Here is a 14,980-nt window from a genome sequence, read left to right as displayed (position 1 = left end):
GTTACGCCTCCTCTCTGAACGTATTCGGCGCGCTCTCCATGATGGAAGGATACACGTCCGCCAAATGCTTCACGACGCTGCCGCGAGTAATCAAGCCGATGAACTTGCCGTTCTCGTCGACGACCGCCAAAATCGTAAGCCGATTGTCGTTCATAATCTGAACCGCCTCCGGCAGCGGCGTTCCCGGACGGACGAAGTAGCCGATTGGCCGCATCACATCCTTCACCCGCTTGTTCTCCTCACCGTATTGGTCCAGCACCTTATAAATGGATACGATGCCTTGCAGCTTGTCCTCACGGTCGACGATGAATAGCGAGTCCACCTTGCGGCTCTCCATCAGCTTGATCGCTTCCGCCAGCCCCCGGTTCGGATACGCCGTGACCGGCTTCGGCACCATCACTTCATCCACAATCGGAATCTCGAAGCCGGACGCTCCTTCCAGCCGCTTCTGCCCGATGAACGTGCGGACGAAATCATTGGCCGGATGCCGAAGAATACTTTCCGGTGATCCGGTCTGTACGACCTCTCCATCCTTCATCAGCACGATCGTATCCGCGATTTTGATCGCCTCATCCATATCATGGGTGACAAAAATAATCGTCTTGTTCAGCTCCTGCTGCAGCCGGATCAGCTCATCCTGCAGCTGCTCCCTGCTGATCGGATCGAGGGCGCTGAACGGTTCGTCCATTAAAATAATGTCCGGATCGGCAGCGAATGCACGGATGACGCCAATACGCTGCTGCTGGCCTCCGCTCAGCTCGGAAGGATAGCGATCGCGGTACACTTCCGGATCGAGGTGAACGAGCCGCAGCAGTTCATCCACCCGTTGTTCGGTCCTGGCTTTATCCCATTTCTTCAATTGCGGGACGACGGCAACGTTTTTGCCGATGGTCATGTGGGGGAATAATCCGATGTTTTGAATGACGTAGCCGATATTGCGCCGTAGCTCGACAGCGTTCTGCTCGGCAATATCTTGGCCGTTAATGAGGATTTTTCCGTTTGAAGGGGTCATCAGACGGTTAATCATTTTCATCGTGGTCGATTTGCCGCATCCGCTCGGTCCGATCAGGACGGTGAGCTCGCCCTTCTTGAATTCCAGATTGATGTCTTTCAACGCCTGAAAGCCACCTTCGTACACCTTATTCACTTGTTGGAATTGGATCATACACCATCACCTCTTTTTATAAAAAATATTGATAGAAGCTGTTGGCCCCTGCGGGTGCTGCCAAGTATGTAGATGAGTCCGGCCGGCCTGACATAGGAAGCAGTTATGTGTAATGTGTACGCGAATCAGCACACGGAATAGAACGCGCCCTCGCTGAGAGCGCATCTACACATAAGCATACTTTATAATTACACCTATCCTGACCATATGAAACAAAAGACTTATATTTCGACAAAAACTCAGGTCTCTGGTCTTCATTATCTGCAATTTTTGGATTCTTATGTTTACCAAAAAAACCGTCCTTCTCCAAGCGCAACAAAAAAAGGCCTCGCGCCCTAACGGCGCGTGACCTTGGTCCAAAATCCTCCGTGAAGCTGTGTCGGCTCGGAGGTGACGATAAATGCCTTCGGTTCGATCTCCAAAATCGATTGTTGGAGCATACTGCGGTTCTTCCGCTTCGCCAGCACCTCAAGCATGAGCCGATTCCCGTCCCGGCCGCTTCCGATCCAGGAGGTAACGCCGAAGCCATGATCCCGCAAATAATTCGGCAGCGGGCTGTCCGGATTGTTGACGATGACCTTGAAGACGACATAGCCGAGCGCGATTTTGTCCTCGATCCAGGAGCCGACCAGCACCCCGATGCCGTACCCGACCGCGTACACGATCAGGCTGATCGGTTCGTCCAAATATTTGAGCACCATATTCAGGCCAAGCACATAGATGATAATCTCAACCGTGCTGATTGAGGCGGCCAAATACCGCTGTCCCTTCAAGGTCAATATCATGCGCAGCGTGAAAAAAGAGACATAGATGATTTGTATCGTGAAAATGGCGATGAGAATCATAAACATGGCGTATTCCTTTCCTTCCGCCGATGCAAATGCAACGCGAGTAATATAGATCTTTACCCCTCTTCTCCCTTCCGGAAACGCGGACAACAAAAGAGAGGGACTCAGGCCGGCAGCCAGACTCCCTTGATTGTAATCTCTTTACAGCTGCAACACAAGCGGCTTCTGGCGGACAGCCCTTGCCAAATCAAGGCTTCAGCCCCACCCGTTGTTGGGATGGCCGAAGGCATTGTTCTTCTTCGCCTGCCGTCCTTCCATGCGCCCTGCGCGTCCTTCCATGCGCCTTGCTCGTCCTTCCATATGCCCTGTGCGTCCTTCCCCCCGTCACCGTCTTCCGTTCCGGCACGCTCGCGTCCCGTACCTGCTATCCGCCCCGCTCCGCTTGAACGGCTCTACCTTCTTGCCAGCCTACGGTCCATCCACCCGCCAATGATCGGGACAGCCCATCCGACATGCTCGATCATAATCATATGGCCCGCATTGGCGACGACCGCCAAATCCTTCTCCGTCGTGTCCAGATTGCAAAAGACCTCCTTCGTATAGTCAAGCGGCAACATGCCATCCTTGTCCCCCGTAATCACAAGCGTAGGCAGGCTGAAGCCGTTGATATACCGTTCATCAGGCACATACCCGAAAAAAGATGCCCATGAGCGGACCGACCATTTGCGGTGCCAAAGCTTATCCTTGAACATGGCCAGCAGGCGGAGCTTGTTGTCGAACAAATGCCATGTCATCCTCAGCCCCATCATGAAGGGCAAAGAAATCATTCTCTCGGGCTCATCCCCATATTTGCTTAGTAGGGAGTCAATGCGCCGCTTGTCTATCGTCACGGGCAGATTCATAATATCCCATGCATTGTGCAAAATAAGGCCCTTTAGTCTCGGCTCGCGGACCGCGGCGTAATAAGCAACCGACGCCCCGAAGCTCGTGCCGAATAAATAGACATCCGGCCCATACTTGCGGATCGCGGCGTCCACGGCATCAAGCGTATCTTCCAGAAGCTCCTCATACGTGTCGAGCCCTCGCTCCCCCATGCTCTTGCCATGCCCGCGAAGGTCGACAGCGATAACCCGCAGTCCTTCCCTCCTCAACCGGCTCATCAGGCCGGTATAGAACCCCGCATGCCAGCCGATGCCATGGACAAGGACTAACGTCGCCTTGGCGTCTTCATCGCCCGCTGCATGCGCGCCGAATCGCCTTCTTTGATGGCCTCCTATTCATGAAAAGCTGCCGCGCTGCCATTCTATTAGTTTATAATGATAATCATTATCAATTATGTTGTCAAACGAGGCTTTGCTTAGCTCATGCTCTATGAACATGATGAGGGAACTTGCTCCATGAACAATGCTTTATGAACATCTCTATGAATATGCTTTATGAATATGCTTTATGAACATGGTGAGGACATGCATGGGAACAGAGGATAAGGTACGGTTTTTGCCCCTTACGACCACTCTCCCATTGGGTCAGAAATCCGGGGCACACGAAATATAGAGAGGGGATACATCGGGAGGACACGATATAGCGGCAGAGAAAATACATCGGGAGGCACTCTCCATTGAGCGAGGACACTACATCGGAAAAGCGCGATACATCAGGCGGCACGCTCCATCAGAAGAGCAACGGAGCGCTATACATCGGGAGAGGACGACTATTCGGGCGGTACGATTCATCGGGAGGCATAATACCTCGCGATGCATAATACATCAGAAGAACACCGAGGCGCTATACATAGGGAGAAGACGACTTATCGCGAGGGCACGATACCTCTGGGACAGAAGCATTTTTGAGCAGGACAGATTCTGAGTAAAAGGGAGAGTGCTCATAAGAGGCTGAGCCCCCCTCCTGCCCCCACCCATTAGCGGGCGCCACAAGCCCGGCACCTGCAGCGCAAGCGCCGGGCTGCCCGCTATCCGATGACCATCCAGCGGGGAGGCGGCATTGTTGCCCATCCCCTTCTACTGCGGATCCGCAATCCGCAATATACGATAGATCCGCTCCATGTCCAATTGGCTGCGAGCCTGATCCGCCAGGCGGTCGAAGGCAGCCTCCCGCTGGGCGGCAAAGTTCAATTCGACGGGCAGAGGCGCAAGCCCCTTCGCCTCACGGAGTCTGTTCAACCAGCCCCTGCGGAAGGCATCATTATGGAACAAGCCATGCAAATAGGTGCCCATGATGCGCCCATTCGGATGCAGCAAGCCGTCTTGCCCGATGCATACCGCATCCGCCTCGTCCGCAGCCCGCAGCTCCAGCAGCGGTTCGGCCAACATATCCTTTCCTGTCGGCAGCGAACGGCCCATATGAATCTCATAGCCTTCCATAGGGCAAGCCTCAAGCGCCGTCCCGCGCAGTCCGGAAGCGATGACCGTTCCCCGCACGCGCTCCGTCCGCTTCTCAGCGGCGAACACCGTCTCCATCGGCAGCAGCCCCAGGCCGTCCAGGACCGCGCCCGCTTCGGCCTCCGCTCCGTACGGATCGCGCAGACACTCGCCTAACATTTGATAGCCTCCGCATATGCCCGTTACGACCCCTTCCTTCGCATAGGACACCAACGCGTCGGCCAGCCCGTTCTCTTGCATCCATTGCAGATCGGCTATCGTGCTCTTCGTCCCCGGAATAATGATGGCATCCGGGGCGCCGAGCTCTTCGGGCTTGCGAATATAGCGGATGCGCACATCGCGCTCCGCGGCCAGCGGATCGATATCGGTGAAGTTGGAGATGCGGGGCAAGCCCACGACCGCAATATCCAGGTCGTTCTCCGGGAGCATCTTCCCCTTCCATTGCTCCAACGCGACCGAATCCTCCGCTTCAATGTCCAGATCGTCGGCATAAGGTAGCACGCCGATCACAGGAATGCCTGTGCGCTCTTCGAGCCAGTCGAGTCCGGGCTGCAGCAGCGTGACGTCGCCGCGGAATTTGTTGATGATGAAGCCTTGAACGCGCTCACGTTCATGCGGCTCCAGCAGCTCCAAGGTGCCGACGATCGAAGCGAACACGCCGCCCCGATCGATGTCCGCGACGAGCAGGACAGGAGCCTCCGCCCAGGCAGCCATGTTCATATTGACGATATCATTTTGCTTCAGATTGATCTCGGCCGGGCTGCCTGCCCCCTCCATGACGACAATATCGTAGGCGGCACGCAGCCGGTTCACCGCGTCCACCACGGTCCGCTTCGCTTCGGGCAGGAAGCCGGAACGGTAATCGCGGGCGCTCAGATTCTGATAAGGCTTGCCGTGGACGACGACCTGCGAATGCATGTCCTTCGTCGGCTTGAGCAGCACCGGGTTCATATCGGTCGTCGCCGCGATCCCGCAAGCTTCCGCCTGCACGCCCTGCGCGCGCCCAATCTCCTTGCCGTCCGGCGTCACATACGAATTGAGCGCCATATTTTGCGACTTGAACGGGGCTACCCGGAACCCGTCCTGCTTGAATATGCGGCATAGCGCCGTCGTCACGACGCTCTTACCGACATCGGAAGCGGTTCCTTGCAGCATGATCGTCCGCCCCTGCGGCCGTTCTTCCGTCTCTTTCGCCCGTTCCGCGCCTTGCCCGGCGCCGGATTTCTCGCTCATATCCTTCACCCTTTCCCGGTTGCCGCCAGGAGAAGCAGCAGCAAGCCGACGGTCTCCGTCCATTCGTTAATCGCGCCGTACGTATCTCCGGTCAGCCCGCCAAGCTTTCGCGATAAGTATTGCATCGGCAGGCAGGCCCCCGCCGTGCACAGCAGCGGCGCGGCGACGCTCATCATGATGATGGCATCCGAAGACGAGAGTCCTAGTCCCGTGAGCACGCCCAGGCTCGATCCGGCATCTGCCGTTCCCGATGCTGCGACGGCCAGCGCGGCAAGCGCGAAGCCTAGCAGATAGGCGATCGTGACATGCCCGGTCTTCACGCCAAGGAAAAACCCGCCGAGTCCCTCTTCCGGGCGCGCCTGAGGCTTGCTCGCCAGTGCCAATACCATCGCGACACGCGACCAGATGAACGGAACGACAACCCAGCCGTTCCACAAGCCCAGCTCCATCAGAGAGACGAGGAGCGTCCATTTGAGCAGCAGCAGCAGAACACATGCGATGACGCCCATCGCGCCGCTGCGGCTATCCTTCATAATCTCCAGCATCCGTTCGCGGGAACGCGAGCTGAGCACGCCGTCGGCCGTGTCCATCCAGCCATCCATATGCAACCCGCCCTGAAGCGCAACGGCCAGGGTAAGCGTCAGCGCTGCCGCCGGGAAGACGGGAAGCAGATGCTGCAGTCCCCAGCCTGCCGCCCAGACCAGCCCGCCGATGCAGAAGCCCGCCAGCGGGAAGAAGTAGGTGCTTCGCTTCAGCACCTCATTCGTGAACGGGACCGAGAACGGAATGGGAATTCGGGTCAGAAATTGCATCGCAGCGACGAGTCCTTGCCATGTTCGCCTCATAGCTGCACCTCCCGGCGCTTCAGCTCGATCGGAATGCCTGCCGTCACCAGATACACTTCATCCGCCTTGGCGGCGATGCGCTGGTTCAAGCGGCCGGCCGCGTCACGGAACATCCGGCCGAGCTTGTAGACAGGAACAATGCTGTCCCCGACTTCGTTCGTAACCATCACCAGCGTGCCGCGGAAGCGGCCAGCTTCCTCCGCCAGCCGTTCGATGCGCGCCTCCAGATAGCGCTCGGCTTCCAGGCTCTCTCCCCATTGCCGCTCCGCCTGAAGCAGCTCGTTCGACAGCCAGAGCGTCAGGCAGTCGATGAGCACGGCCGGCCCTTCATGGGCGGCCTCTGCATCCGCGCTGGTGATGGCGAGCCATTCCGGCAGCTGGAGCGGCTCGTTCACCGTCTTCCAGCCATAGCCTGATTGCTCGCGGTCCGACTGGTGGCGGCGAATCCGTTCGCGCATCTCGTCATCATGGGCTTCCGCGCTCGCGACATAAATGCCCCCATCCGGGATGCGCTTCATGAACAGCCTCTCCGCGAAGCCGCTCTTGCCGCTGCGCGCGCCGCCCGTAACGAGGACAAGCTTATTTCCTTCGGCAGTCGTGCCCGTCATGCTTGTCCCTCGCTATCGTCGGTGTCTTTGTTGGATACGCCCGCTTGGGCGAAGGTCGCCATCTCTTGCATAATGCGCAGCGCAGCGTCGATAATCGGGAACATTAGAGCGCCGCCCGTTCCTTCGCCCAGGCGCATATTCAAGTGCAGGCCCGGCTTCAGGCCAAGCTCGGCCAGCAAGGCCGTATGACCGCGCTCTTCGGACAGATGCGAAGCGATCAGATAAGGCTGCACCACCGGGGCGAGCCGCACCGCTGCCAGCGCCGCCGCGCTGGAGATGAAGCCGTCGACGACGACCGGGAGCCGATGGGCCGCCGCGCCGAGAATGACGCCTGTCAATCCGGCGATCTCCAGACCGCCGACCTTCGCGAGCACATCCAGCGCATCGTTGCGATCAGGCTGGTTCACTTCGAGCGCCTGGCGCACGACGTTGCATTTATGCGCCCATTGCTCATCGCCGATGCCGGTTCCCCGGCCGACCGCCTCTTCCGGCGCCAGTCCGGTCAAGGCGCACAGAATAGCGGCGCTCGGCGTCGTATTGCCGATGCCCATTTCCCCAGTAGAGAACATGCGAATTCCAGCCTGGACGCATTCGTCCACCGTATCGACGCCAGCCAGTATCGCCGCCACCGCCTCGTCCCGGGTCATCGCCGGGCCTTGGGCCATGTTGCCGGTTCCGCAGCGCACCTTGCACGATTGCAGCTGGGGATGGCTCAAATCGGCGTTAACGCCAACATCGACGCAAATGACCTCGGCTCCGGCCTGACGCGCCAGAACATTGACGGCTGCGCCGCCGGCAAGGAAGTTCATCACCATCTGCGGAGTCACTTCAGCCGGGAAGGCGCTGATTCCTTCCGCGCATACGCCATGGTCGCCCGCCATCACAACAATCGCCTTTTGCTTAAATTCAGGGGTGACTGTCCCCGTAATGCCGGCCAGTTGAACCGCAATCTCCTCCAGCAGCCCGAGGCTTCCCGGAGGCTTCGTCAGCTGATTTTGATGCGCAGCGGCTGCCTCCATCGCCGCCTTGTCCACACCAGGGATCCGCCCAATTACTTCGCTAAGCCGTTCATTCATCGCATTCATCGCATTCATCTCATTCATCTCCGTCTTCACATAGTTGGTTGCTAGCTGTCATTGCCATTGATGTTCATCCCAATTACAGAAATGATTCTTCTCCTGCGTGTTCGTCACTCCATCTTCCGCCATGCCGTGGAATCGGCCTGATTCCCGTTCATGGCTTCCTCGTTACCGGCTCTCGCCGCTTTCACGCCCCGTAACCTTTACGTTACCGCTCCTTCATGCTGTCGCTGCCTTCACGTTGACGTGCCTTCACGACGCCGCTGCCTTCACGTGGACACGCCTACATGGCGCCGCTGCATTCACGTGGACACGCCTACATGGCGCCGCTGCATTCACGTTGTCGCTGCCCAATCTCTCGTCATGCTCTGGCCGCTTCATCTTCATCTGTCCTGGCTTCCTCTTCATTCCGTGCCTCTGTTACCGCCTTCTGTTCGGCTTCCGTATGGGCCGGACACATCAGCAGCTGCGGACGGCCGTTCCCCGGATGCGGCACGACGGCGGCGCGGGTATCGAAGTAGCGTGCGATGACATCCGGCGACATCAGCTCTTCCGGAGTGCCATCAGCTGCGATGCGCCCCTCATGCACGACGACAAGCCGGTCGCAATACAACGCTGCGAGATTCAGATCGTGAAGCACCGAGACGACTGTCAAGCCGCAGTCCTGCTGCCAGTCGCGGACGACATCCATGAACTGCACCTGATACCGGATGTCGAGATAGGTCGTCGGCTCATCCAGCAGCACGATAGACGGCGACTGCGCCATCAGCTTCGCCAGGGCGACCCGCTGGCGCTGGCCGCCGCTGAGCCGGTCGATCGGCCGATCCTCCAGTTCCGTGAGCTGCAGCCGCTCCATAATCGACTCGATATAGGGTCCGCTGTCCTCCGCCTCCGAGCCGAACCAGGATTGATACGGGAATCGGCCCATCTCGACAACCTCACGGACAGAGTATCCAATCGGCGGAAGCGACTCCTGCAGCAGGACCGCCATCGTTTGCGACAGCGCTTTGCGCGTGTAGGAGCGCAGGGAGCGCCCCTTCAGCTCGATGCGCCCGCCGGCAGGTGAATCGGCGCCGGACAGCAGCGACAGCAGCGTCGACTTGCCGCTGCCGTTCGGCCCGATGATGCCGACCCATTCCCCGGTGCCGACGGTCAAGGAGACATCGTTCAGCACCGTTCGGCTGCCGTAGCTTTTACTGATATGCTCGGCCTGAAGAATCGGCTCTCCCGGGCGGATCTGCCCGGATGAGGCCCCAGGCTTCGCTGTAATTTCCCGGTGCGCGGCTCCCGTCTTCATGACCATCTCCTCCGTTTCGACCGTTTATTTCGGATTAGCAGATACGCGAAGAACGGAGCGCCGATGAAGGCGGTCACCACGCCCAGCGGTATTTCCGTTGGCGCCAGCGCCGTCCGCGCGATTGTATCCGCCCACATGACATAGATCGCTCCGCCTACAGCCGAGAACGGCACGATCAAGCGATAGTCCGGGCCGACCAGCAGCCGAATCATGTGCGGGACGACGAGCCCGACGAAGCCGATAACCCCTGATACGGAAACGGCCGCCGCCGTAATGAACGTCGACACGAGCAGAACGACCCACTTCGTGCGCTCGACATTGAGCCCGAGATGAGACGCCTGCCGCTCCCCAAGGGCAAGCAGATTGAGCGGGCGGGCATAGGCGATCAGGGCGATGAGCCCGATCGCCATATACGGCGCCAGCACGGCAGAAAAAGACCAGCCCCGCAGCGCCAGGCTTCCCATGACCCAGTACAGAATCTCGTTGATTGTCTGATTCGACATCGCGACGAGGAAGGAGACGATCGAGCCGAGGAATGCCTGCGTAACGACCCCGGCCAGAATCAGCGTCTCGATCGGGATCTTGCCGTCTTCTCTCGCCAGGCGCATGACGGCCAATAGCGTAAGCGTGCCGGTCACGAAGGCGACGATCGGAACCGTCCACTGGCCGAGCAGCGCATACTGCAAGCCGAAGTAGATCAGGAACGCGGCGCCGACGGAGGCCCCGGAAGACACGCCCAGCGTGTACGGATCCGCCAGCGGATTGCGAAGCACGCCCTGGAAGCCCGTCCCCGCCAGCCCGAGCGACGCACCGACGAGCATCGCGAGCACGACGCGCGGGAAGCGGACCTTCAGCATTATGGTCGCCGAAGCATCGTCCCAGGTGACGGGAATGAGCGATTCCAGTCCGGGAACGTGATGCAGCAATATTTTCGCAATCTCTCCCATCGGCATCTTCACCGATCCGACGGACAGACAGCCTACAATAGATAAAAGGAGCAGCGCCAACATCGCTACTCCAAAGCCAAACCCTTTTTTCATCGATATGTCCATCCCATCATCTATTTGAACAAATCAGGATAGATCGCCTTCGCCACATCCTGCAGCGCTTCGCCCACACGCGGGCCCGGGCGGCTCAGCTTGTTGTTGTCCAGTCCGAACAGCTGATTGTCCTTGATCGCAGTGAGCGCTTCCCAGCCGCTGCGTCCGCGGATAATGTCCTCCAGCGTCTTGTTCGTCTCGCTGTCGATAAGATCCTTCGCGAACAGAATGACGTCCGGATTCTCCTTGATGATGTTCTCCTCATTAATCTGGTTCCAGCCGGTCATGTCCGCGGCCGCAATATTGACGCCGCCTGCCAGCTCGATCAGCTCATTCATGAATTCGCCGCTGCCGACGGTCCAGCCCGGAGAGAATTCAATATAAACCTTCTTTTTGTCGGTTACGCCCTTGACCGCTTCAGCAACGTCATCGCGCACCTTTTTCATCTGATCGGTAATCTCTTTTGCTTCCTTCTGATGATCGGTAATAAGACCATACAGCTCGATGTTGCTGATTACGTCGTCATAGGTTTTCGGCTCGACCTTGAAAATTTCAATGCCCAGCTCGCGGAATTTGTTGACGGCTTCTTCCTTCATCGAGATGCCGGTAAATACGACATCCGGCTTCGCCGCAATGATCGCTTCCTCATTCGGTTTCGTGATACCGCCCATTTTCGGCTTCTGCGTCGCTTCTTCCGGGTAATCGTCATAATCGGACACGCCGACGATATTGTCGCCAAGGCCAAGGGCAAATAATGATTCCGTCTCTGCCGGCGATACGGAAATGATCCGTTCCGGCGCTTTGTCGAACGTGAATTCATGCCCGGTCGCATCCTTCACCGTCAGCGGATAGGTTGTCTTCGCGGCATCAGAAGCCGCATTGCCGTTCTCCTGCTGCTGCGCAGAGTCAGGAGCCTTGTCCGCCTCCTTCGACGGAGCCGCTCCGCAAGCCGCCAAGCTCAAAGCCAATACAGCCGCTGCCGCGACCGCTATCGTTCTGTTCCACCATTTGCTCATCATGTTTTTCTCCCTCACTTACCTGAATATCATACCTGCTTCATTGCCGAAGCGGTGCGAACGCCTTTCCTTCACGCGGAAGGACTGGCGCCCAGTCTTCTTCCCAGTGTGGCATCCTGCCTTACCGGCTTCTCCATCCGCTTCGAGGCGGAATTGTCAAAGAACGCACAAACACAAAACCCCCGATCCTAGGATCGGGGGAACGCAGTCTCCTGGATAGGACCTTCCGAACTGATCTGCAAAGCGATCTCACGCCGTTAGACAGCATGACCGCTCAGCAGCAACAGGAAGTCCATTCCAATGACGCCGCTCCTCTCCGCGAAGGAAATAACTCGTCCTCCTATCGGGCAGGTCTCCTGACTTAGGAGCATCTTGCTGTGCTCGCCTTCCCATCAGCGGATTCACCTGAATCCGCGCAGACAGTGGCATTCTGAGCGCAGCACTCCATTTACAGTGGCGGGACCGTGCCGGATTCACACCGGCTTCCCTATTATCCTTGGGCATAAGCTCAATGCTCGTGCGGCGCAAGGACCCGATAGATTACTATTCGCTTGTCTTTCCATCATAGCTTGACTCATCATAGCTTGACTCATCATAGCTTGACTATTGATTATAGGGGAATTGCCCTGTCCTTGCAATAACATTCCTCACTTACTTCAGGGCATCTATCTGTTCCCTCGTTCACCCGCCGCTCGCTCCATCAAGGCAGCCGCTCCGCCCGCAGGAACTTCCAGCGGCGGGGAGACTTTGCAGCCGTAATCAAGATCCCCGCCCCGATCGGGACGGTCGCTTCCCAGAACGTCTTCTTCGGGAAAGCGAGTGTGTACAGCCTCCGCACCATTCCTCCGTGCGTCACGACCAGCACATCGGGCCGCGCCTCATACGCATTGCCTACCCGGCCAGGCCGCTTCCGGCGCAGCCGGGCCGTTCTGCACCGCTCGCTGCCCCGATCAGTCCCGTCCCTGTCCGGATCGCATTCCCGCCGATGGCGATGCCCGCGGGCTCCTTGTCCCGCCGCCACAGCCGTCTGTCTGCTGGCCTTCTGCAGAATCTCCCACCAGACATGCGCCGTCCGCGTGCTGAATGTCTGCCAAGGCTCGCCGCGCGGCGGCTGAACGGAGGTCATATCATCCAACCAGCGGCGGTAGGACGGATCCTCCTTCAGATCGTTGTACGTCAAGCCTTCCCACATGCCAAAATCGTATTCGCGCAGCCTCGTATCGACATGAGCCCTTCCCGCATCGCGCGGACGCAACTGAGCCAGCGTCTCGCGGCAGCGCCGCATATCGCTCGTATACAGGAGCGGCGCCGGATGGGCGACTGCCCTGCGCATCGGCCGCAGCACCTCTTCCGCTTCCGGGAGAAGCGGGCTGTCCGTATAGCTGATATACCGCCTCTCTACATTCGCCTGCGTCAGCGAATGCCTGACGAGCGCGAACCGCACGATGACGCTGGACGCGCCTGCACGGCGGCGGATATGCCGGGTGCCGCAGCGCGGAGGCTTGAGCCGGGCTTGTCGTCTAGCTCCTGCTTGACGCCGCTTGCGGCGAACGGGGGGAGCTTTGTATGTGCGCTTTTGTTTCATTTCATCCCATTACTCCTTCATTCGCCTTTCGTCTACAGGAGCCATCCGCCGCAGGCCCAGAGGACGCTTGCGGCCAGGATGGCGAAGAGCAGTGTGCTTCGGGTCAGCAGCCTGCACACTGCCGCAATATGTTCCCCTCCCGTCTCGACGACGGGATCGCCCATATAGGCACGGAAGGAACATACGCCTTTGTAACAATTCAATCCGCCAAGGCGGATGCCAAGTGCCCCGGCGGTTGCCGCTTCCGGCCAACCGCTGTTCGGGCTCGGATGCTTCGGCGCATCGCGCAGCGCCGTCTTCCATGCCCGCTTCGCGTCATAGCCGAACAGGGAGCATATGACGATCAACAGCGCGGTCAAGCGCGCCGGTATCCAATTCGCCAGATCATCAAGCCGCGCGGAAGCATAGCCGAGATTGGCGTATTTCTCATTTTTATAGCCGACCATAGAATCCAATGTATTGATAGCCCGATAGGCCATAGCCAACGGCGCGCCGCCGATAGCCGCGTACAGGAGCGGAGAGATAACGGCATCCATAATATTTTCAGCCACTGTCTCGACGGCAGCGCGAGTAATTTCCGGTTCATCGAGCGTCTCGGTATCCCTTCCTACGATCATGCCGACCTCGCGCCGCGCTCCGGCCAGATCACCTTCCACCAGTCGCCCATAGACGGCCATTCCGGCATCGCGAAGCCCTTTGGTGGCGATGGTCGTTCCGATGAGCAGCGCCTCAACCGCCGCGCCCAGCCAGACGTTGATGGCATAGAGTCCTGCCAGCACACCCCACGTCAAAGCAAATGCCCCGCCCGCCATCACTAGCGGAAGCAGGAAGCCCAGCGGCTTGAGCGCCGCTTCGGACGGAGCCGCTCTCCGGATAAGGCGTTCCAATGCCGAGATCGCTTTCCCCATGCCGATGACCGGATGGGGGAGCCACCTTGGATCGCCAACGATTCGATCCCATACATATGCTGCGATGATTATTAATGCCGCGATCATGATTGCTCACCTGACTCCTCTTGCCTGCAGCCCGTTCCTCCACTGCCGCCGTAGCGCCGTTCCCCGGCTGCCTGGCAGTGGCGCGCCTGCTTCTCTTATTCGAACAGCGGCCCGTCGTCTTCCCGCTGCGTGCGTACCGCCTCCGCCACGGTACCGTACACCAGCCGCCCCACGGCGGCGCCCAGCGTCGTCGCCGTGCCCGCATAACGGTGTACGGCCTCGTAGCGCCCGCTGTCGACGATCGCGATCGCCACCGCATCGGTTGTTGTTCCCGTCGCAACGCGGCCCGTCTCCTTGTCGATCACCCGCAGATCGTCCAATGCCGCACACTTGGCTTCCGTGGCGGTAATGACCGCATTCCATACCGCCGCTTCCGCGAGCTTGCCGTCCAGCACGATGATCGTGTTGATCGTGCCCGGCTTCAGCGGCTCGTAAGCGGAGTATACCTGCCGCGCCAGCCCGGCGCGGGCGGCGTTGCCCGTTCCGGCCGTCGTGACGCACAGCAGAGAGAAGCCGTCACCCTCCTCTTCCATCACGGACGCATGGGTGACCTTCGCCGCCGTCATCAGGCCGACCGTCGTCGCCGGCGCGTATCCTTGCTGGAGGCATATCTCCTGCATATATGCGACCGGATCGGTGCAATCGAACCCTGTCCGAACCATCCGGTTCATGATGCGCGACGCCAGCTTGGAGCCGCCGTTCCATACCGCGCTGCTCCATACCGGAGTCCACTCCGGCAGCTCCACGGTCATGATCTCGCTGCCCCAGCATACCGTTACGCCGGACATGACTTCCGATGCATAGCTGCGAATGCCTTCGCGGCAAGGCTGCATCACGCTTCCCCCTTGCTTGTCCGCTCCGTCTGCGTTCTGTCTTCACAGATACCGTGCTTAAAAGGCGCTGATTTTCCTGGCACCTTCCCGGTTTTGA

Annotated in this window: 13 protein-coding genes and 1 riboswitch; all 13 genes read right to left on the bottom strand. The window is 58.9% G+C overall.

Features of this window, described 5'->3' with window-relative positions:
- Position 1: 1 nt before the first annotated feature.
- Positions 2-1,165, bottom strand: coding sequence for an ABC transporter ATP-binding protein (locus tag DQX05_RS16890; RefSeq protein ID WP_119794706.1), 1,164 nt, complete (start codon positions 1,163-1,165; stop codon positions 2-4).
- Between the two features lie 335 nt (positions 1,166-1,500).
- Positions 1,501-2,016 carry a DUF2179 domain-containing protein gene (locus tag DQX05_RS16885; RefSeq protein WP_119794762.1) on the bottom strand — a complete coding sequence of 172 codons (516 nt, stop codon included), beginning with the start codon at positions 2,014-2,016 and terminating at the stop codon, positions 1,501-1,503.
- 389 nt (positions 2,017-2,405) lie between these two features.
- Positions 2,406-3,230, bottom strand: coding sequence for an alpha/beta hydrolase (locus DQX05_RS16880; protein ID WP_119794705.1), 825 nt, complete (start codon positions 3,228-3,230; stop codon positions 2,406-2,408).
- A gap of 741 nt (positions 3,231-3,971) precedes the next feature.
- Positions 3,972-5,585 (bottom strand): cobyric acid synthase, encoded by a 1,614-nt coding sequence (locus DQX05_RS16870; protein WP_119794703.1) that lies wholly within the window; start codon positions 5,583-5,585, stop codon positions 3,972-3,974.
- Positions 5,586-5,590: 5 nt separating this feature from the next.
- Positions 5,591-6,430, bottom strand: coding sequence for an adenosylcobinamide-GDP ribazoletransferase (gene cobS / locus DQX05_RS16865; RefSeq protein ID WP_119794702.1), 840 nt, complete (start codon positions 6,428-6,430; stop codon positions 5,591-5,593).
- Positions 6,427-7,038 (bottom strand): bifunctional adenosylcobinamide kinase/adenosylcobinamide-phosphate guanylyltransferase, encoded by a 612-nt coding sequence (gene cobU / locus DQX05_RS16860; protein WP_119794701.1) that lies wholly within the window; start codon positions 7,036-7,038, stop codon positions 6,427-6,429. Before cobU ends, cobS begins: the two co-directional genes overlap by 4 nt.
- Positions 7,035-8,114 carry a nicotinate-nucleotide--dimethylbenzimidazole phosphoribosyltransferase gene (gene cobT / locus DQX05_RS16855; RefSeq protein ID WP_119794761.1) on the bottom strand — a complete coding sequence of 360 codons (1,080 nt, stop codon included), beginning with the start codon at positions 8,112-8,114 and terminating at the stop codon, positions 7,035-7,037. The genes cobU and cobT overlap by 4 nt, the downstream gene beginning before the upstream one ends.
- A gap of 364 nt (positions 8,115-8,478) precedes the next feature.
- Complete coding sequence (locus DQX05_RS16850; RefSeq protein WP_259392067.1) at positions 8,479-9,414, bottom strand: ABC transporter ATP-binding protein; 936 nt, start codon at positions 9,412-9,414, stop codon at positions 8,479-8,481.
- Entirely contained in the window at positions 9,411-10,454 is a 1,044-nt protein-coding gene (locus tag DQX05_RS16845) for a FecCD family ABC transporter permease (RefSeq protein WP_119794700.1), read from the bottom strand. Before DQX05_RS16845 ends, DQX05_RS16850 begins: the two co-directional genes overlap by 4 nt.
- 20 nt (positions 10,455-10,474) lie before the next feature.
- Positions 10,475-11,470 (bottom strand): ABC transporter substrate-binding protein, encoded by a 996-nt coding sequence (locus DQX05_RS16840; protein ID WP_119794699.1) that lies wholly within the window; start codon positions 11,468-11,470, stop codon positions 10,475-10,477.
- A gap of 329 nt (positions 11,471-11,799) precedes the next feature.
- A riboswitch (cobalamin riboswitch) is annotated at positions 11,800-12,021 on the bottom strand.
- Positions 12,022-12,170: 149 nt separating this feature from the next.
- Complete coding sequence (locus DQX05_RS16835; protein ID WP_119794698.1) at positions 12,171-13,055, bottom strand: histidine phosphatase family protein; 885 nt, start codon at positions 13,053-13,055, stop codon at positions 12,171-12,173.
- A gap of 32 nt (positions 13,056-13,087) precedes the next feature.
- Positions 13,088-14,050, bottom strand: a complete 963-nt coding sequence (gene cbiB, locus DQX05_RS16830; protein WP_119794697.1) for an adenosylcobinamide-phosphate synthase CbiB — start codon at positions 14,048-14,050, stop codon at positions 13,088-13,090.
- Positions 14,051-14,145: 95 nt separating this feature from the next.
- Positions 14,146-14,883: an adenosylcobinamide amidohydrolase gene (locus tag DQX05_RS16825; protein WP_119794696.1), complete on the bottom strand. Its 738-nt coding sequence runs from the start codon at positions 14,881-14,883 to the stop codon at positions 14,146-14,148.
- Positions 14,884-14,980: the final 97 nt, after the last annotated feature.

It is taken from the genome of Paenibacillus thiaminolyticus (assembly GCF_003591545.1).
Lineage (GTDB): Bacteria > Bacillota > Bacilli > Paenibacillales > Paenibacillaceae > Paenibacillus_B > Paenibacillus_B thiaminolyticus_A.
This window is presented reverse-complemented; position numbering and strand designations above follow the sequence as displayed.